This is a genomic window from Nocardia sp. CDC159, assembly GCF_023740735.1.
Taxonomy (GTDB): Bacteria; Actinomycetota; Actinomycetes; order Mycobacteriales; family Mycobacteriaceae; genus Nocardia; species Nocardia pulmonis.
In genome coordinates this window covers 227,317-245,630 of sequence record NZ_JAMRXH010000002.1, presented here as the reverse complement: position 1 = coordinate 245,630, position 18,314 = coordinate 227,317, and the positions used below count along the sequence as shown (strand labels likewise).

At 69.5% G+C, this 18,314-nt stretch carries 15 protein-coding genes; 10 read left to right on the top strand and 5 right to left on the bottom strand.

What is annotated here, in order from left to right; all coding sequences use genetic code 11:
• Positions 1–106: 106 nt before the first annotated feature.
• The gene (locus NDR87_RS04845) at positions 107–1,195 is read left to right on the top strand and encodes a 3-deoxy-7-phosphoheptulonate synthase (RefSeq protein ID WP_251909998.1); all 1,089 of its coding nucleotides are present in this window, start codon (positions 107–109) and stop codon (positions 1,193–1,195) included.
• Here the strand turns inward: NDR87_RS04845 and NDR87_RS04840 are convergent.
• Both NDR87_RS04840 and NDR87_RS04835 read right to left on the bottom strand, forming a co-directional pair.
• Positions 1,189–2,355 (bottom strand): pyridoxal phosphate-dependent aminotransferase, encoded by a 1,167-nt coding sequence (locus NDR87_RS04840; RefSeq protein WP_251909999.1) that lies wholly within the window; start codon positions 2,353–2,355, stop codon positions 1,189–1,191. The two genes, NDR87_RS04845 and NDR87_RS04840, sit on opposite strands and share 7 nt — an antisense overlap.
• Before the next feature lie 18 nt (positions 2,356–2,373).
• On the bottom strand, positions 2,374–3,381 hold the full coding sequence (locus tag NDR87_RS04835; RefSeq protein WP_251910000.1) for a LacI family DNA-binding transcriptional regulator: 1,008 nt from the start codon (positions 3,379–3,381) through the stop codon (positions 2,374–2,376).
• Positions 3,382–3,532: 151 nt separating this feature from the next.
• Here NDR87_RS04835 and NDR87_RS04830 point away from each other — a divergent pair, with 151 nt between their 5' ends.
• From NDR87_RS04830 to NDR87_RS04815, 4 genes are read left to right on the top strand one after another with little or no spacing between them, the layout of a single operon-like run.
• Positions 3,533–4,948 (top strand): L-fucose/L-arabinose isomerase family protein, encoded by a 1,416-nt coding sequence (locus NDR87_RS04830; RefSeq protein WP_251910001.1) that lies wholly within the window; start codon positions 3,533–3,535, stop codon positions 4,946–4,948.
• Positions 4,949–4,956: 8 nt separating this feature from the next.
• The gene (locus NDR87_RS04825; protein WP_251910002.1) at positions 4,957–6,534 is read left to right on the top strand and encodes a sugar ABC transporter ATP-binding protein; all 1,578 of its coding nucleotides are present in this window, start codon (positions 4,957–4,959) and stop codon (positions 6,532–6,534) included.
• On the top strand, positions 6,531–7,607 hold the full coding sequence (locus tag NDR87_RS04820; RefSeq protein ID WP_251910003.1) for an ABC transporter permease: 1,077 nt from the start codon (positions 6,531–6,533) through the stop codon (positions 7,605–7,607). Before NDR87_RS04825 ends, NDR87_RS04820 begins: the two co-directional genes overlap by 4 nt.
• The gene (locus NDR87_RS04815; RefSeq protein WP_251910004.1) at positions 7,604–8,584 is read left to right on the top strand and encodes a substrate-binding domain-containing protein; all 981 of its coding nucleotides are present in this window, start codon (positions 7,604–7,606) and stop codon (positions 8,582–8,584) included. Before NDR87_RS04820 ends, NDR87_RS04815 begins: the two co-directional genes overlap by 4 nt.
• 74 nt (positions 8,585–8,658) lie before the next feature.
• On the opposite strand, the gene sigJ is transcribed toward NDR87_RS04815, so the two are convergent.
• On the bottom strand, positions 8,659–9,585 hold the full coding sequence (gene sigJ, locus NDR87_RS04810) for an RNA polymerase sigma factor SigJ (RefSeq protein WP_251910005.1): 927 nt from the start codon (positions 9,583–9,585) through the stop codon (positions 8,659–8,661).
• A 66-nt stretch (positions 9,586–9,651) separates the two neighbouring features.
• Between sigJ and NDR87_RS04805 the strand changes: the two genes are divergently transcribed.
• The 5 genes from NDR87_RS04805 (at position 9,652) to NDR87_RS04785 (ending at position 14,858) form a co-directional block, all read left to right on the top strand.
• Positions 9,652–10,230, top strand: coding sequence for a GNAT family N-acetyltransferase (locus tag NDR87_RS04805; RefSeq protein WP_251910006.1), 579 nt, complete (start codon positions 9,652–9,654; stop codon positions 10,228–10,230).
• Between the two features lie 109 nt (positions 10,231–10,339).
• Complete coding sequence (locus NDR87_RS04800) at positions 10,340–11,998, top strand: DNA repair helicase XPB (protein WP_251910007.1); 1,659 nt, start codon at positions 10,340–10,342, stop codon at positions 11,996–11,998.
• A gap of 40 nt (positions 11,999–12,038) precedes the next feature.
• Positions 12,039–12,704 carry a DUF3239 domain-containing protein gene (locus NDR87_RS04795; RefSeq protein ID WP_251910008.1) on the top strand — a complete coding sequence of 222 codons (666 nt, stop codon included), beginning with the start codon at positions 12,039–12,041 and terminating at the stop codon, positions 12,702–12,704.
• A gap of 32 nt (positions 12,705–12,736) precedes the next feature.
• Positions 12,737–13,375, top strand: coding sequence for a LysE family translocator (locus tag NDR87_RS04790; RefSeq protein ID WP_251910009.1), 639 nt, complete (start codon positions 12,737–12,739; stop codon positions 13,373–13,375).
• A 73-nt stretch (positions 13,376–13,448) separates the two neighbouring features.
• Positions 13,449–14,858, top strand: coding sequence for a M1 family metallopeptidase (locus NDR87_RS04785; protein WP_251910010.1), 1,410 nt, complete (start codon positions 13,449–13,451; stop codon positions 14,856–14,858).
• A gap of 3 nt (positions 14,859–14,861) precedes the next feature.
• Here NDR87_RS04785 and NDR87_RS04780 read toward each other — a convergent pair whose 3' ends face one another.
• Positions 14,862–15,689 (bottom strand): hypothetical protein, encoded by an 828-nt coding sequence (locus NDR87_RS04780; protein ID WP_251910011.1) that lies wholly within the window; start codon positions 15,687–15,689, stop codon positions 14,862–14,864.
• Positions 15,690–15,939: 250 nt separating this feature from the next.
• Positions 15,940–18,261 (bottom strand): DUF3253 domain-containing protein, encoded by a 2,322-nt coding sequence (locus tag NDR87_RS04775; RefSeq protein ID WP_251910012.1) that lies wholly within the window; start codon positions 18,259–18,261, stop codon positions 15,940–15,942.
• Between the last annotated feature and the right edge of the window lie 53 nt (positions 18,262–18,314).

Sequence of the window (18,314 nt, the reverse complement as noted above, 5' to 3'; positions counted from 1 at the left end):
GCCGGTCGGCGAGCCGCGCTGACCTTCCTCCACCCTGAGCCGGATGACACAGACCGGCTCATTGGATTCCACTCCCCGTGGGTCGGCCTGAGAAAAGGAACCCACGATGACAACCGCAGCCGATATCGAGGCCAATCTCGCGGATCTGGACGATCAGCGGACGCTTAGCATCTCCCCGCTGCTCTCGCCCGCCGATGTGCGCCGGGCCTACCCGATCGATGACAAGCTCGCCGACATCGTGCGCGCCGGGCGCCGAGCCACCGTCGATGTGCTCGACGGCGCCGACGACCGGCTGATGGTCATCGTCGGACCGTGCTCGGTACACGATCCGGACGCCGCGATCGATTACGCCCGCCGGTTGGCCGCCAAGGCCGCCGAGGTGTCGGACCGGCTGCATGTGGTGATGCGGGTGTACTTCGAGAAGCCGCGCACCACGCTCGGGTGGAAGGGCCTGATCAACGATCCGCATCTGGACGGATCCTTCGACGTCAACACCGGCCTGCGGCTGGGCCGGCGGCTGCTGGTCGAGATCACCGCGCTCGGGCTGCCGGTGGCGTGTGAGTTCCTCGATCCGATCACCCCGCAGTACATCGCGGATCTGGTCTCCTACGGTGCGATCGGCGCGCGGACCGCGGCCAGCCAGGTGCATCGGCAGCTGTCGAGCGCGCTGTCCATGCCGGTCGGCATCAAGAACGGCACCGACGGCGATGTGCAGGTGGCCGTCGACGGCGTGCGCGCGGCCGCGGCCAGCCACGTCTTCCCCGGTACCGATCTGGACGGCCGCTCGGCGCTGATCCGCACCACCGGCAATCCGGACGGCCACGTCATCCTGCGGGGCGGCAGCAACGGGCCCAACTACGACGCGGCCTCGGTCGCCGAGGCCCACATGCTGCTGGAGAAGGCGTCGCTGCCGCAGCGCGTGGTCATCGATGCCAGCCACGGCAACAGCAACAAGGACCACAACAGGCAGGCCGACGTCGTGGCCGATATCGCCGAGCGCCTGGTCGCGGGCGAGCCCGGCGTGGTCGGGGTGATGATGGAGAGCTTCCTGGTGGCCGGCCGCCAGGACCTCACCCTCGGCCGCGCCGAGGAGCTGACCTACGGCCAGTCCATCACCGATGCCTGCCTCGACTGGGAGACCACCGCCGCCCAGCTCGATCGCCTCGCCGAGGCGGTGGCGAAGCGCCGTCAGTGAGCGGCGTGCAGGCGTCGGACGGCCTCGTCGAGGGTCTGGTCTTGTTTGCAGAAGGCGAAGCGCACCAGGCGATTCCAGGCGGCCTTGTCGTCGGCGAACACGCTGATCGGCACGGCCGCCACGCCCAGGCGTTCGGGTAGTTCGCGGCAGAAGATGAGGGCGTCGGCGGCGCTGAGGCCGGAGATGTCGGCGGTGACGAAATACGTTCCGTCGCTGCGTTTCACCTCGAATCCGGCATCGGCCAGCGCCTTGGACAGCCGAATCCGCTTGTCTGACAGGCTGTCCCGCAGCGCGGCCACCCACTCCTGCTCGTGTTCCAGCGCGTGCGCGACCGCGGGCTGGAACGGCCCGCCGCCCACGAAGGTGAGAAACTGCTTGGCCGCGAGCACCCCGTCGATCAGCGGCGCGGGACCGCAGGCCCAGCCGATCTTCCAGCCGGTGACGCTGAACGTCTTTGCCGCACTGGAGATCACGACGGTGCGCTCGAACATGCCGGGCAGCGTGGAAATGCTGATGTGCTCGTGGCCGTCGAAGGTGAGATGTTCGTAGACCTCGTCGGCGACCACGATCAGATCGTGCTCGCGCGCGAGCTCGGCGATGGCCGTCAGATCCGCGCGTCCGAGTACTGTGCCGGTCGGGTTGTGCGGCGAATTGAGCAGCAGCAGACGGGTTTTCGGACCGATCGCGGCGCGCAGGCTGTCCAGGTCGAGGGCGAACCCGTCCCCGTCGGGTACCAGACGCGCGGTGCGCCGGGCGGCCCCCGCCAGCGCCACGGCGGCGGCGTAGGAGTCGTAGTACGGCTCGATCAGCACCACCTCCTGACCCGGCTCGACCAGGCCCAACACGGCCGCGGCCAGCGCCTCGGTGGCCCCGACGGTCACCAGCACCTGACTGTCCGGGTCGTACTGCGTGCCGTAGCGGCGCATGCGGTCGGTCGCGATGGCCCGCCGCAGCGTCGGCACCCCGCGTCCGGGCGGATACTGATTGAACCCGTCGGCGATGGCCTGGCGCGCCACCGACAGCATTCCGGCCGGGCCGTCGGTATCCGGGAATCCCTGCCCCAGGTTGACCGCGCCGTGGCGAATGGCGAGCTCGGTCATCTCGGCGAAGATCGTCGAGGCGAACGGACGGAGGCGCGCGACGGTCGGGATCTGCTCCATGGTCACAACGTAGTCGGCTCAGGCGACGGCGGTGTGATCGGTGCTGGAGCGGATGCGCAACCGAGCGGGCAGCACGATGCGCTGGGGCGGGAAATCCTCGCCCGCGATGCGGCGCAGCAGCAGTTCGGCCGCCCGGCGGCCGATCTCGTAGCTGGGCTGTTCCACCAGGGTGATAGGGGGTGCGAACCCGGCCCAGCTCATCTCGTCGAATCCGGCCAGCAGCAGATCGTCAGGGAAGCGGACCCCGGCCCGGGCCAGCGCGTCCAGGGTGCCGACCATCATGAGATTGTTGGCCACGAACAGCCCGTCTGGGCGGTGCGGCAGGTCGAGCAGGGCCTGCGCCGCCGCGCGCCCGCTCTCCACGCGGTAGTCGCCGCGGACCTCCAGCGCCGGATCCGGGGTCAGCCCGGCCTCGCGCAGCGCGGCCCGATAACCGGCCAGGCGGCTGGTGGCGGTCGAGGCGTCCGACGGGCCGGTGATCATGGCGATGCGGCGCGCGCCCGCGGCGATGAGATGGTCGACCGCCTCCTTGGCGGCCTTCTGATTGTTGACCGTCACGCTGTCGACGTCGGCCCAGCGCAGCCGCCGGTCGATGGCCACCACCGGAATTCCGCGATCGGTCAGGGTGTCGATGCGACTGGCGCTGGTCGAGGACGGGGCGAGCACCACCCCGGCCATCCGCTCGGCCGCGGCCACCTCCAGATAACGCTGCTCCTTGTTCAGGCTCTCGTCCGAGTTGGCCAGCACCACCGAGTAGTCGCGCTCGTTGGCCGCGTCCTCGACCCCGCGAGCCAGGGCGGTGAAGAACGGATTCTGGATGTCGGCGATGATCAACCCGAGCACCTTGGTGGCCCGGGTGCGCAGCGACCGGGCCGCGCTGTTGGGTCGGTACCCGAGCTTGGCGACGGCCTCGCGCACCCGCTCGCGCAGTTCGAGGGCGACCCGGGCATCGCCGTTCAGCACCCTGGACACCGTGGCGGGCGATACCCCCGCCAGTGCCGCGACATCGCGGATGGTCACCGCCATGTACCACCGCCTTCGGTTGGTTCCTCGAGAAAACGATTCCCCATATTCTCACCGAAACCTCGCGAGTCGCCCGAAAGCCCCACTGTGACCGGCGGCACTGTGCGAACCTTGCTATCGGAAATCGATTTCTCGCGAGCGCGGGAGGTGCCGGATGGCTCGCATCGGGCTGCTGTCCATGTCCGACGGACGCGACTTCGTCCACCGCGATATCACCGAATTCATCAGTGCCGGAGCGGAATCGCTGGCCGCCGCCCTGCGCGCGGCCGGTCACGAGGTGATCGTCGGGGATATCGTCTGGACCAATGCGGGGGCCACCGCCGCGGCCCGCCGCCTGGCCGATCAGCGCGTGGACCTGACCATCTTCCACTACGCCGTCTGGGCCTTCCCACATTTCACAATGCTTGCGGCGGAGGCGACTCCGGGTCCGCTGCTGCTGTTCGGCGGCCTCGATCCGGTGCAGCCGGGGATGGTCGGCATGCTCGCCGCCGGTGGTGCGCTGGATCAGATCGGCCGCCGCCACACCAGGGCGTGGGGCGATATCGACGATCCGGTCACCCGGGAGCGAGTGCTGGTCCGGGTGCGGGCCGCCGCTGCGGCACAGACGTTGCGCGGCGCCACCTTCGGCCGCATCGGCGGGCGCCCCATGGGCATGTACACCGCCGTTGCCGACACCGACCAGTGGATGCGCACCTTCGGCATCGATGTCGAGGAGATCGACCAGTGGGAGATCGTGCGGCGCAGCGAATCCGTGGATGCCGGGCGGGTGAGCCAGGCGCGGATGTGGCTGGAGAAGAACGCCGCGGGCGTGCACTACGACGGTAAGGCCCTGACTCCGGAACTGTTCGAGCGCCAGATCCGCTCCTACTACGCCGTGCGCGAGCTGATCGACGAATGGCGGCTGGACTTCTCCGGGATCAAGGGCCAGCCGGAGCTGACCACCCACTTCGCCACCATGGACATCGCCGAGGCATTCCTCAACGACCCCTACGACTGGGAGGGTCCCAAGCCCACCCACGTCACCGCCACGGAGTCGGACATGGACGCCGCGCTGACCATGCAGCTGCTCAAGGGGCTGTCCGGGACGCCGGTGCTGTTCGCCGACGTCCGGCACTACCACGCCGATCGCGACGTGTGGGATCTGTGCAATTCCGGTCAGCACGCCACCTGGTTCGCCGCCCGGTCGGACGATCCGCTGGAGAACCTCGCGCGCACGCACTTCTATCCGGAGGTGTTCTTCTTCCCCGCCGGTGGAGCCTCGGTCCATCATCTGGCCGCCCCCGGATCGTTCACCCTGGCCCGGCTCACCCGCCTCGACGGCCGCTACCGGCTACAGGCGATGCGCGGGGAATTCGAGAACTACGACGCGGCGACCAACGACGCCATGATGCGCATGTCGACCTTCGAGTGGCCGCACGCCTTCGCGCGGCTGCACGTGGACGCCACGGAGTTCCTGAATCGCTTCGGGGCCAACCACATCCACGCCATTCCCGGTGAATATGTGGCCGAGCTGCGGGCGCTGTGCGAGCTGCTGGACATCGACTACGACGGATTCGGCGACGCCGCCTGAGGTTTCCCATGATCGACCGCGACCAGCGCCCGGTGCTGCTCACGATGAGTGGTATCACCAAGTCCTTTCCGGGCGTGCGGGCCCTGCGCGGGGTCGATCTGACGCTGCGCCGCGGTGAGGTGCTGGCGCTGCTGGGCGAGAACGGCGCGGGCAAGTCCACGCTGATGAACATCCTCGCCGGCGTGTTCGCACCCGACGCTGGCAGCATCGAAATCGACGGTGTCGCGGTGCATCCGCGCTCACCCCGCGATGCCGCACGGCACGGTGTCGCCATGATCCACCAGGAGCTGAATCTGGTGCCGCAGCTGTCGATCGCGGACAACCTGTTCCTGGGGCAGGAATTGCGCACCCTGCGTGGCACTTTGGATCGCGCCGCCATGGACGCGCGCGCCCGGGAGCTGCTGGCCCGGGTGGGGCTGCGGCTGCCGCCCCGGCGGCCGGTGTGGCAGTGCCGCCTGGCCGAACAGCAGCTCATCGAGGTCGCCAAGGCCCTCAATCATCGGCTCGCGGTGCTGGTGATGGACGAACCGACCTCGGCGCTCACCGAATCCGAGGCGCAGCGGCTGTTCACGGTGATCCGCGGGCTGACCGCGCGGGATGTAGGGGTGATCTACATTTCGCACCGCATCGAGGAGCTGGCGCAGATCGCCGATTCGGTGACCGTGCTGCGCGACGGCGTGCACGTGGGGCACCGGGTGATGGCGACCACCGAGCGCGCGGAGCTGATCCAGCTGATGGTCGGCCGCTCGCTGGGTGAGCTGTTTCCCCGTCGCGCCGAACAACATTCGGGTGAGCCGGTGCGGTTGCGGGTCGAGGACCTGTCGACGCGGTCTGCGGACGGCGGTGAAGCCGTTGCCCTGCGGGATATTTCGTTCCAGGTGGCGGCGGGGGAGATCGTGGGCCTGGCCGGGTTGATGGGCGCGGGCCGCAGCGAGGTGCTCGAGGCGCTGTACGGGGCGGTGCCCGTGGCGGGAGGGCGGATCGTGCTGAACGGGCGGCGCTACCACCCGCGCGGCCCACGGCACGCGATCGCCCACGGCCTCGCCCTGGTCGCGGAGGATCGCAAGGCGCAGAGCCTGGTGCTGGCGAATACGGTGCGGTTCAACGCCTCGCTGGCCGCGCTGGGTCGATTCCTGCGGCCGTGGCGCACGGTCGACGCGCGGCGCGAGCGGGCCGAGGTTTCCCGGCAGCTGGGCGAACTGCGGGTCAAGACGGCCTCGCCGAACAGCGTGGTGGGGACGCTGTCCGGCGGCAATCAGCAGAAGGTCGTGCTGGCCAAATGTCTGCTCACCCGGCCGTCGGTGCTGCTCATGGACGAGCCCACCCGCGGTATCGACGTGGGCGCCAAGGCCGAGGTGCACGCGCTGATGGATCAGCTGGCGCGCGGCGGAGCGGCGATCGTGGCGGTGTCCTCGGAACTGCCCGAACTGATCGGCATGTGCGACCGCATCCTCGTGCTCTGTGAGGGGCGGATCACCGGCGAATTCCATCGCGATCCCGCCCGCGGCGAGCCGTTCGATCAGGAGCGCATTCTCACCGCGGCGATGGCGCGGCCCGCCCTGGCGCGCGATGGGGACCGCTCATGACCGATCCCGCCTCCCCCGCCGCGCGCCTGTGGGCCGGGATCGTCCGGCTGCGGCCGTATCTCGGTGCGGCACAGGGCTATATCGGCCTGCTGCTGGTGATCGCCTTCGGCATCATCAGCAAGGGCCAGTACTTCTGGAACCAGACCAATCTCACCAACGCCATCGCGGCCTTCTCCGCGCGCGGCATCCTCGCGGTCGGGGTGACGCTGGTGATCCTGACCGCGGGCATCGACCTGTCGGTGGGGTCGATCATGGGTATCGGAGCGTTGACCTCGGCCCTGCTCCTGGTCGACCACGATCTGAGCCCGTGGCTGATCGTGCCCTGTTCGGCGTTGGTCGGCGCGTTCTTCGGACTGTGCAACGGGCTGGGCACGACCGTGCTGCGGGTGCAGTCGTTCGTCATGACGCTGGCCATGCTCTCGATCGTGCGCGGGCTGGACCGGCAGATCTCGGGCAATGTCGCGGTCGGCACGGCCGTGGTCGACGAGAATGGGCAGCCGACCGAGCGGGCCGCGGAATTCGCCCAGCTGGGCACGCCCGGACACACCCTGTTCGAGGGCACCTGGCTGCCCTTCTTCGGGCGGGCCGGAATCGCCTATCCGGTCCTGGCGTTCGTGCTGGTCTGCGTCGTCTTCCAACTGGTGCTGACCAAGACCCGGTTCGGCCGCCATATCTACGCTGTCGGCGGGAACCCCACGGCCGCAAGGCTTTCCGGTGTCAATGTCACGCTGGTCGTGGTCTCGGTGTTCACCCTGTCGGGAATGCTGGCCGGATTCGCCGGGCCGATCGACGCCGCCTACCGCGCCTCGGCCGATCCGCTGGCCGGAACCGGTTACGAGCTCGACGCCATCGCGGCCGCGGTCATCGGCGGTGCGAGCCTGGCGGGTGGTAAGGGCACCATCACCGGCACGTTCGTCGGGGCGCTGATTCTGACGCTGCTGGACAACGTGCTGGGGCTCAACGGGGTCAGCGCCAATGCGCAGCTGATCATCAAGGGCCTGATCGTCGTGGTCGCCGTGGTGTTGCAGCGACCCGATCTCTTCCGTCGGATCTCGTTCAGGAGTCGAGAATGAGTCTGTTACACCGTATTTCGGTCCTGGCCGTCTGTGCTGCCGCCGCGCTGGCGTCGGCCTGCGCCGCCAACCCGCCGAGCCCCTCGGGCGACGGTAAGCAGTTCGTCGTGGGCTATTCGCAGTCCAACAACGCCGAACCCTATCGCGCGCAACTGAATCTGCAGCTGCAGTATTTCGTCAAACAGCATCCCGACCTGAAGCTGCTGCCCATCACCGACGCGCATCAGGACAGCGCGGTCCAGGTGAGCCAGGTACAGAACTTCGTGCAGCAGAAGGTGGATGCGCTGATCGTCTCGCCCAACGAGCCCGCGCCGCTGGCCGCCGCGGTGGAGCAGGCCTGCGCCGCCAACATTCCGGTGATCGTGCTCGATCGCAGCGTGCACACCGACTGCTATTCGGCGTTCATCGGCGGCGACAACTACCTGATCGGCAAGCTGGCCGGGGAGGCGGCCGTAGAGGCGCTGCCGAACGGTGGCAATGTGGTCGAACTGCAGGGCATTCTGTCCGACCAGCCGCAGATCGATCGGGCCAAGGGCTTCCGGGATGCCATTGCGGGCCGCAATATCTCGATCACCGCCCAGCAGGAGGCCAAGTGGCTCAAGACCAATGCCACCGCGATCATGCAGCAGTGGCTGGCCCGGGGTGACAAGATCGATCTGGTCTACGCGCACAACGACGATATGGCCCTCGGCGCGCAGCTGGCCATCCAGGGCGCGGGTAAGGCCGGGGCGATCCCGATCATCGGCATCGACGGGTTGGCCATCCCGACCGGCGGCATCCGCGCGGTGCAGAACGGGCAGCTGCTGACCACCTTCGTCTATCCGACCTGTGCCGAACAGGCGGTGGACACGCTGGTGAAGATCCTGCGCAAGCAGCCGTACGAGAAGACGCAGATCCTGCCGACCACCCGGGTGACCAAGGAGAACGCGGCACAGCTGTATCAGGAGTACGACATGTCGGGGAAGATCGGCGGGTAGGTGTCGGTGGGGATCCGCAGACCGCGTCGGTGCGGAACCCGCAGACCCCGTCAGGTCGGCACCCGCAGACCCCGTCAGTGCGGAACCCGCAGACCCCGCCGTAGTTTGGCGGGGTTCGCGAGTTCATAAGCCGCCCACACCGATCCATCCCGCACCGTGAACGCCAGCACCCGCGGCGGCGAGCCCGGCACGCCGTCCTGCGGCGCCCGCTCGTGCAGCAGCAGCCCGAGTTGCCCATTGACGCTGACGAATTCGAATTCGACATTCCCGTCCTCGGACAGGCGCAGGTCGTACTTGCGCAGCAGGCCGACGACGAAGCGGGCGATCTTCTCGGCCCCGGCGACGACATTCAGCGCGGTGCGGGTGGTCCCGTCGGCATCGGAGACGAACCGCGCGTCCGGATGCAGTGCCGCGACCACCGCCGCGAGATCACCGGCGGCCATCGCCGCCAGCAGGCGGCGCACCGCGGCCGCGTGTTCGGCGTCCGGGACCGCTGCCGGCGTGTGTGCCAGGGCCTTTCGCGCCCGGGAGGCCAACTGCCGCGCCGCCTCGGGGGAGACCTCGAGGATGTCGGCGATCTCGTCGAAGGCGACGGCGTAGCCGTCGTGCAGGACGAAGGCCACGCGCTGCGGCGGGGTCAAAGTATCGAGCACGACCAGCGCGGCGAGCCGGAGATCCTGTCTGCGCACCACGGTTTCGAGCGGATCGGGCGTGCTGGAGGGGGTGGCCGCGGTCACCACGAACTCCGGAAGCCACTGGCCCACATAGCGTTCCCGGCGATGGGCCGCACTGCGCAGCTGGTCCAGGCAGATTCGGCTCACCACGGTGGTGAGCCAGGCCCGCATATCCTCGATCTCGTACTGGCGGGCGGTCGCCAGCCGTAGCCAGCTCTCCTGTACCGCGTCCTCGGCGTCGGTCACGCTGCCGGTCAGCCGATAGGCCACCGCGAGCAGGTGCGCCCGGTGGGATTCGAAGAGATCGGCGAGCAGAGCGGCAACCATTGCGGTGAGTTTACGGACGGTCGAAATTCGCTGGGCCGCCAGACCTTCTCGTGGCAGCATCACGCCATGGCGGACTGTGTATTGACCGACGGCACGGTGTGGCTGTCGCGCCCGGCCGAGGCCGAGATCGACACCATCGTCGACTGCTGCCGCGAACCCTCGATCGGCGAGTGGACGACCATCCCCGTCCCCTACGAGCGCGAGCACGCGGAGAAGTTCCTGGCCGATGTCGTCGCCCCCGGCTGGTACGGCGGCGCCCCCACCTGGGCCATCCGCGAATCGGCCGACGCCCCGCTGGTCGGCATGATCGGCCTGATGCGCCGCGACCTCGGCGACGTCGCCGCCGCGGAGATCGGCTTCTGGCTCGCCTCCCGCGGCCGGGGCAAGGGCCTGATGACCCGCGCCGCCGCCCTGGTCTGCGACTTCGGCTTCGCCCCCGAACACCTGTCCCTGACCCGCATCGAATGGCGCGCCTTCGTCGGCAACCATGCCTCCGCCGCGGTCGCCCGCCGCGTGGGCTTCCGCTACGAGGGCCTGCTGCGCCTGGGCGGCGACCAGCGCGGGGTGCGCCGAGACTCCTGGATCGCCGCGCGGCTGGCCGACGACCCCGCGGGCCCGGCGCCGGGCTGGCCGCCGGGCATCTGACGCCGATCGCCGCACGACCTGCGGGTAGCGCACGTCACCGCAGCTCACGTGAGCCCTGTCGGACCCATCGGGAACAATGGACCACGGCCCGCTAACCCGAGGAGGTGCCGTGACGGACGGACCGCTCATCGTCCAGAGTGACAAGACGCTGCTGCTCGAGGTCGACCACGAGCAGGCGGATGCCGCCCGGCAGGCCATCGCGCCGTTCGCCGAGCTGGAACGGGCGCCCGAGCATGTGCACACCTACCGGGTGACCCCACTGGCGCTGTGGAATGCGCGGGCGGCGGGGCACGACGCCGAGCAGGTGGTCGACGCGCTGGTCAACTATTCGCGGTACGCGGTGCCGCAGCCGTTGCTGGTGGACATCGTCGACACGATGGCGCGGTACGGGCGGTTGCAACTGGTCAAACATCCGGCGCACGGGCTGGTGCTGGTCAGCCTGGATCGGGCGGTGCTGGAGGAGGTGCTGCGGCACAAGAAGATCCAGCCCATGCTCGGGTCGCGCATCGACGACGACACGGTGGCGGTGCATCCGTCCGAGCGCGGGCGGATCAAGCAGATGCTGCTCAAGATCGGGTGGCCCGCCGAGGACCTGGCCGGATACGTCGACGGCGAGGCGCATCCGATCGAGCTGGACTTCGGCACCAACCACTGGCAGCTGCGCGACTATCAGGAGATGGCCGCCGACTCGTTCTGGGCGGGCGGGTCCGGGGTGGTGGTGCTGCCGTGCGGCGCGGGCAAGACGATGGTCGGGGCGGCGGCCATGGCCAAGGCCAAGGCGACCACGCTGATCCTGGTCACCAATACCGTGGCCGGTCGGCAGTGGCGGCGCGAGCTGCTGGCGCGCACCTCGCTGACCGAGGACGAGATCGGCGAATACTCCGGTGAGCGCAAGGAGATCCGCCCGGTCACCATCGCCACCTATCAGGTGATCACGCGCAAGACCAAGGGCGAGTACAAACATCTCGAGCTGTTCGACAGCCGTGACTGGGGCCTGGTCATCTACGACGAGGTGCATCTGCTGCCCGCGCCGGTCTTCCGGATGACGGCCGATCTGCAGTCGCGCCGCCGGCTGGGCCTGACCGCGACGCTGGTGCGCGAGGACGGCCGCGAGGGCGATGTGTTCTCCCTGATCGGGCCCAAGCGCTACGACGCGCCCTGGAAGGATATCGAGGCGCAGGGCTGGATCGCGCCCGCCGAATGTGTGGAGGTGCGGGTCACCCTCACCGATGCCGAGCGAATGACCTACGCCACCGCCGAGCCGGACGAGCGCTACAAGCTGTGCTCGACCGCGCGCACCAAACTGCCGGTGGTGGACTCGATCCTGCGGCGCCACTCCGATTCGCAATGCCTGGTGATCGGCGCGTATCTGGATCAGCTCGACGAACTCGGCGAACATCTGAACGCCCCGGTGATCCAGGGTTCCACCCGCACCAAGGAGCGCGAGGCGCTGTTCGACGCGTTCCGCCGGGGCGAGATCCCGGTCCTGGTGGTGAGCAAGGTCGCCAACTTCTCCATCGACCTTCCGGAAGCCTCGGTGGCCGTCCAGGTTTCGGGCACCTTCGGGTCGCGCCAGGAGGAGGCGCAGCGGCTCGGGCGGCTGCTGCGCCCCAAACACGATGGGGGCCAGGCGCACTTCTATTCCGTGGTCGCCCGTGACACCCTGGACGCCGAATACGCGGCGCACCGGCAGCGTTTCCTCGCCGAACAGGGGTACGCCTATCGCATCACCGATGCGGACGACCTGCTGGGACCGGCGATCGGGTAGCTGGAGGGGCGACCTCCGCGAACGTGTTAGGAATGAGGACGTGCGACGCTTCGAATTCGCGGTCGACCGCGAGCATGCCCGGGCGGTGAACGAAGTCGTCCACGATATCCGCCGGATGCGCGTGCTCGCGCTCTCGGCGGCCCTCGTCCTGGGGCTGGGCACGGCCTGGCTCATCTGGCTGGGCCATCCGTACTCGTTCCTGCTCGCGGTCGCCTTCGCCCTGGGCACGATCATCGCCGTCTTCGTGGCGGTGTGGACGCCCCATCGCTCGCGCATCGAGAAGCTCTATGCCGAGGGGGAACTGGTTCCGGCGGTGGTGTCGGGCAAACATCCCAAGGGGGTGACGCTGTTGGCACTGGTGAATCTGGCCAAGCCCGAGGCCGATCCGCGCTACGCCCTGATCACGCGCGTGGTGCGCGCGCTGCCCGGGCACGGCACCGGGCCGGGGGAGCAGGTGCCCGCGGTGACGGTGCGCGCCGACCGAGTGCCCCGCTCGGTCGCGGATCTGCGCCAGGTCGTCAGTGCCATGCCGATCGCCTGGGGCACGCGCGACGTCGCGGTCATCGAGCGGGCCTGCACGGCCATCAGCGAGGTGGAGTGGAAGTTGCTGGCCGACAATCTGACTCTGGCCACGAAGGTGCAGCGGGTGGATTCGAAACATCTGCTGCTGGATCCGCAGCAGTTGCCCGAGGAATTGCGGGGCTGAAATCCGGTTGCGCCGGTCCGTAGGCTGAGTTGGTGATCTCCGCCACTCATTTCTTGGCGTTTCTGGTGGCCTCGCTGGTCATCATCGTGATTCCGGGCCCCGGCGTGCTGTTCACCATCGGCCGGGCCCTCACCGACGGCCGCCGCGCGGCGTTGATCTCGGTGCTCGGCCATGCCCTCGGGGTCCTGGTGACGCTGATCTTCGTGGCCGCCGGACTCGGCATGATCGTCGCGGCCTCGGCGCTCGCGCTGACCATCATCAAATTCGCTGGCGCGCTGTACCTCGTCCACCTCGGCGTGCAGGCGATCCGGGAGCGACGGTCGCTGCGCGCCGCGCTCGACACCAAGGTCGGCCACGCGCCGCATCGGCGGATTTTCCGGCAGAGCTTCATCGTCGGCATCTCCAATCCGAAGTCGATCGTGTTCTTCTCCGCGGTGCTGCCACAATTCGTGGATCGGGACCGTGGTCTGGTGCCGCTGCAGCTGCTGATCCTGGGGCTGATCTTCCTCGCCATCGCGCTGGTGTCCGACAGTGCGTGGGGGCTGGCGGCCGGGACCGCGCGGGACTGGTTCGCGCGCTCGCCCAAGCGGCTCGAGGCAGTCGGCGGTGCGGGCGGATTGATGATCATCGGCGTAGGTGCGAGCGTGGCGGTGTCCGGCACGAGCGGATGATGCGACGCCGGGTGATTTGCCCGGGTTAGGCTCGGCTCCTGATCACATGCCGTGGGAAGGGGTGGCTCGTCGAATGAGAACGCGCAACGGGGTGCGGTGGTCGGCCGCGCTGGTGCTGGCCGCGAGTGTCTTCGCCACCTCGGCGCAGGCACAACCGCCCGCCGATCCATTCGTCGGGGCCTCCGGGCTCGGCGATCCGTACTACCCGGAGGACGGCAACGGCGGCTACCAGGTCGATCACTACGACATCGCGATCTCCTACGACCCGCCCAGCCACCAGCTCACCGGCACCGCGCGGCTGAACGCGACCGCGACGCAGGCGCTGCGGATGTTCGACCTGGACTTCGAGGGTCCGCAGGTGCGGAGGGTGCTGGTGAACAACCTGCCCGCCGGTTTCGTGCGGCACGGCGAGCACAAGGTGAGCGTGACGCCGACGCTACCGCTGCTGCCGGGACTGCCGTTCACGGTGACGGTCGAGTACGGCGGGGAGGCGGTGGCGCACGAGGACGGCGGGTGGACGTTCTCGCCCAGCGGCGGAGCGTTCGCCGCGGGGGAGCCGCATTCGGCGGCCACCTGGTACCCGCTCAACGACACCCCCTCGGACAAGGCCACGTTCGCGCTGCGCGTGACGGTTCCGCAGGAGTGGGAGGTGGTGTCGAACGGGCTGCGCACGCGCGACGACGTCGACGGGCCCAATCGCACGGTCGAGTGGGTGTCGCGGCATCCGACGCTGGGCTATCTGACCACCGTCGCCATCGATCGCTTCGAATTCCTGGATTCCAGCCGCGCCAACGGCACGCCGTTGATCAGTGCCTTCGCCCCGGGTGCGACTCGGGCGCGGGAGTTGGAGCAGCGCCTGCCCGAGGTGCTGGACTTCATCGAATCCGTCTACGGCCCATATCCATTCGAGAGCGGCGGCGGGATCTACGTCGACACCGAGCTGAACTTCTCGCTGGAGACCCAGACGCGGCCGATCTACGCGCCGTGGACCGATCTGGCCACGGTCGTGCACGAGAACGCGCATCAGTGGTGGGGCGATTCGATGTCGGTGAAGCAGTGGTCGGACATCTGCCTGAACGAATGCTTCGCCAGCTATACGGCCGACTATCTGTGGCCGGAGCGCAAGGAGGGGGTCGATGTGGATGCGCGGTATCGCAAGACCGTGGCCGAGCGGTTGGCGGATGCGAGGTTCTGGGAGATTCCGCTCCAGAATCCAGGGGCGGGAAGGGAATTCACCGCGGTGTACTACCGCGGGCCGCTGTTTCTGCACGCCCTGCGGCGGCTGATCGGGGACGAGGTGTTCTTTTCCGCCACCCGGGATTTCGTGCAGTCGCACGCGTACGGGAATGCGTCCATGCCGGAGTTCCGGCAGTTCGTGCAGTCGCGGACCGGGGTGGATCTGGCGGGATTCTTCGCGGCCTGGCTCGACCACGACACCGCTCCGGGGCCGGAGTATCTGTATCCCGGATCCCTCGGCGGCTGAACGTCATTCGTCGTCGGGGAGACGCGATCGGGCCTTGTCCACCCAGCGTTCGACCCGGTCGAGTTGGCGTTCGGCCTTGTGCACGGCCTCCTGGGCGGCGCGTTCGGCCGATGCGGCGAAGCGTCGGCGATCCTCGGCCTGCTCCAGGTCCGTGCGCAGGGCGGCGATGCGGGCGTCCAGCTCGGACAGTTCGGTGGTGCGGTGCTCCAGTTCGGCGCGGGCGGAATCGGTTGCCTCGCGGGCCGATTCGAGGGCTGCCAGGGCGTCGTCGAGTTCCTGACGGGCGGCGGCGTCGCGGTCGGCGGGTGGTTGGGGTGGGCTGGGTGGGGGTTCCGGGGCCGCGGTGAGGGTGGGGCCGGATGGTCCGAAGCCCTCGTAGTTGGCGGGGGTGGTCAGGGTGCCGTTTCGAACCTGTTCCGCCACATCGGAATCCGCGAGGGCGGCGTGCAGCGTCTGGCCTATCTCGCGGAGGACGGCCTCGCCCAGTGGGCGACCGTGCGTCTCGGCGAGCTGACCGGCCTTGTGCGACAGGGCATTCACCACCTGCTGTCGCTGGCTGGTGAGGGTGCGGAGCTCGTCGCCGGACAGTCTGCGCTGGGCATCCCGCAGGGCCGCACCGAGATTCAGCAGCGCGCCCACCTCCTCGCCCGCCGCACGGGCCAGCAGGTTCACCGCCCACGCCGCCACGGTCGGGCGGCGAAGTTTCCCGATCGCGGCCGCCAGCTCCCTGTCCCCGGCCGTCCGCGCCGCCTTGACCTGCGCATCTCGTGCCCGTACGAACTCACCGGGATCGAGCCCGTAGAGCTCTCGGGTGACCTCCTCGAGCGTCATACGGCAAAGCGTAACGATCCCTCCGACGCCGACGACAGAGATCACGAACTACGCCTGGGCGCTCGTCCAGCTTTGCGAAAGGCATTGATTGTGAACATCGGTCTGCAGTTGCTCAACAACCTCCTCCCCAGCATCCTCAACTACTCGATGTGGGCGCTGTGGAGCCTGCGGCAATTCTGAACACCGCCCCCGCCCGCCCACACTTGTTTCCCCCGCTCGGTCCGCCCAGCGGGCCGAGCGGGGGGCCGAATTACTGGTCGACCAGGGCGACCGAGGCGATGCGGTGCAGGGTGAAGTGGCGGACGGCCCCGGTCACGGGGTCCAGGGCGTCCAGTTGACCGCCCGCGACCTTCAGGGGCTCGACTATGCGTTGGGTGGCTGTGCCCTGGGCGTCCACGTAGCCGATGTGGACCGGGCGGCGGACTCGGGCGGCGAGTTGGAGGAGGGCCAGGGTGGCGGCGGTGCCGGTGCGGGTGCCGTCGGAGCGGACGGATTGGGCGGGGCGGGATTGGGCGGCCTTTTCTCCGGCGCGTAGTTCGGCTACCAGGAGTTGTAGCTGTTCGGTGCTGGGTGGGGTGGGGCGCCAGGCCTGGCGGGTGTTGGTGCGCAGCGGGATTCGGGCGCCGCGGGGGCGCAGGTCGACGATGGCGCCGGAGGAGTCCTCGCCCGCGGGGGTGAAGCCCGCGGCGCGCAGCTGGTCGAGCACCTCGCCGAGCGGGGCCTGGGAAATGGCCACGGTGGGGGCGACCGCCCGCAGGGCCAGGCGATCGGCGACGGGGGCCGCCAGGACCTCGGCCAGCAGCGCGGGATCCTCGCTGCGCACGAACGACTGCGCCATGCCCGCGCGCAGCCGACCGTGTCTGCGCGCCACATCGTCGATGAGATAGGTGAGCGACTGCGGCACGGGGGTGCGCGAATGCGCCGCGAAGAGCTGATGCAGCTCCGCGGCCGTCAGCCCGGCATCCAGCGCTCGCCGCACCGAGGCCTCGCCGATCCGGTACACCGTGGCGGCGCCCGCGGATTCCACATCGGCCACCAGCGCCACCCGGCTCTGTAGCTCGGGCACGAGCGGGCCGGGGGCGATCACGGTCAGATCCGCCTGCACCAGCACGTGAGCCACCGGCTCCGGCAGCGCCTTCTCCATCGCGGCCTCGGCGTCACCCGGGGCCTCGTGCAGCAGCGCCCGGCCCGCCGCGGTGAGCGCGCCGCGCCCGAGGATGCCGAGGGCGGCCGCCTCGGCCAGCGTCTGCTCGACCGCCTCGACCCGGAAATGCCTGCGCCAGCGCGGCTGCCGCCAGGCCAGCACGCGCGCGATATCGGCCGGTTCGATGGTCGACCCGGCCGGATATTCGGCCAGCAGCTCCAGCATCGCGCGGCGGTCACGGGCGGCGTGCAGCGTGCGCAGCTCCAGCGAGAGCGCGGCCAACGGTTTGTCATTGGCGTCGCGCAGCCCGATCATCCACGGGAACCGGTCGAGCTCCAGCCACGCCAGCGCCAGCACGACCCAGCGGCGCGCGGCCGGTCCGTCCAGCCAGCCGTCGGCGGTTCCGGTGGGCGCCCAGAAGTCGTCGGCGGCTTCCGAATCCGGCGGCGGCTCGGGAATTCCCTTGTCCAGCAGGTGGGCCGCGGCCAGCACCTCGACGAGCAGACCCAGGCGGGCCTCGTCGATACCGGTCGCCTTGGCCACGCGCCGCAACTCGCGCACGCCCAGCCCGCCCGAGCGCAATGCGGGCGCGGGGGCCTGGCCGAGCACCTCCAGAATGTCGCCGCAGTGGCGCAGCAACTCGCCCACCTCGCCCGCGGCGGCCGCGTCGACGTCGGCGGCGGTGTGCTTGCGCGGTTTCGGACGCGGCGGAGTCAGGGCGTGCGGATCAGTCACCGGTTCGCGGCGCAGCACCTGGCCGACCGAGGGCGGTAGCTCGACGGTTTCCTCGTCGACCCAATTCAGCAGCCGCCGCGCCAGCAGCCGCTGGATCGGACGGTCCGGCGCGGTGCCGGGCGCGGCATCGCGGGTGCGCCCGCGCGGTCCGGTGGTGGCCAGCTTGTCCAGCAGCGCCCGTTCCGCCGAACCGATTTCGGCCAGCGCCGCGCGGATCTCCGGTTCGGTCAACGCATCCGGAAGCTCCGTGGTGCTGCCCAGCGGCCACGGCAGCGCGTCCTTGGCCGCCGCGGCGAGGAACAGCTCGTCCTCGCCCCAGATCAGCGCGCGCTCGGCCAGCCGCGCCACCGCCGCGTCGACGGCGGCGGCGGGCACTCGGTCGGCGAGCAATTCGTGCAGGCGGGTGCGCGGCAGCGGTATGGCCCGGCGGCCCGGGAAGCTCGCGCCGTGTACGGCCAGGGTCTCCACGATCGCGAAATCAAGGGTGTCCAACTCGTCGGTGGCACGCAGCACCGACGCCCGCTGTTCGGCCCGGGCGGCCAGCACGGCCATCGATCCCGGCAGCGGGACGGCCAGATCCGGACGCAGTTGCAGCAGCGTCACCAGATCGTCGTCGGTGCGGGTGGTCAGCCAGTCGGCCAGCGCGGTTTCGGCCGAACCGGGACCGGCGGTGGGTTCGTCGGTCGTGGTCATCCCATCCAGCCTACGGCCGTGCTTCGCGGCCCGCCGAGCTGTGGCGAACCTAT

Excerpts from the sequence above, each read along its gene's own strand:
- sigJ (WP_251910005.1), bottom strand. The coding sequence starts at position 9,585 with ATGGTTGCCGCTCTGCTCGCCGATCTCTTCGAATCCCACCGGGCGCAC.
- NDR87_RS04830 (WP_251910001.1), top strand. The coding sequence starts at position 3,533 with ATGGCTCGCATCGGGCTGCTGTCCATGTCCGACGGACGCGACTTCGTC.
- NDR87_RS04775 (WP_251910012.1), bottom strand. The coding sequence starts at position 18,261 with ATGACCACGACCGACGAACCCACCGCCGGTCCCGGTTCGGCCGAAACC.
- NDR87_RS04780 (WP_251910011.1), bottom strand. The coding sequence starts at position 15,689 with ATGACGCTCGAGGAGGTCACCCGAGAGCTCTACGGGCTCGATCCCGGT.
- NDR87_RS04835 (WP_251910000.1), bottom strand. The coding sequence starts at position 3,381 with ATGGCGGTGACCATCCGCGATGTCGCGGCACTGGCGGGGGTATCGCCC.
- NDR87_RS04840 (WP_251909999.1), bottom strand. The coding sequence starts at position 2,355 with ATGGAGCAGATCCCGACCGTCGCGCGCCTCCGTCCGTTCGCCTCGACG.
- NDR87_RS04815 (WP_251910004.1), top strand. The coding sequence starts at position 7,604 with ATGAGTCTGTTACACCGTATTTCGGTCCTGGCCGTCTGTGCTGCCGCC.
- NDR87_RS04845 (WP_251909998.1), top strand. The coding sequence starts at position 107 with ATGACAACCGCAGCCGATATCGAGGCCAATCTCGCGGATCTGGACGAT.
- NDR87_RS04820 (WP_251910003.1), top strand. The coding sequence starts at position 6,531 with ATGACCGATCCCGCCTCCCCCGCCGCGCGCCTGTGGGCCGGGATCGTC.
- NDR87_RS04785 (WP_251910010.1), top strand. The coding sequence starts at position 13,449 with ATGAGAACGCGCAACGGGGTGCGGTGGTCGGCCGCGCTGGTGCTGGCC.
- NDR87_RS04805 (WP_251910006.1), top strand. The coding sequence starts at position 9,652 with ATGGCGGACTGTGTATTGACCGACGGCACGGTGTGGCTGTCGCGCCCG.
- NDR87_RS04825 (WP_251910002.1), top strand. The coding sequence starts at position 4,957 with ATGATCGACCGCGACCAGCGCCCGGTGCTGCTCACGATGAGTGGTATC.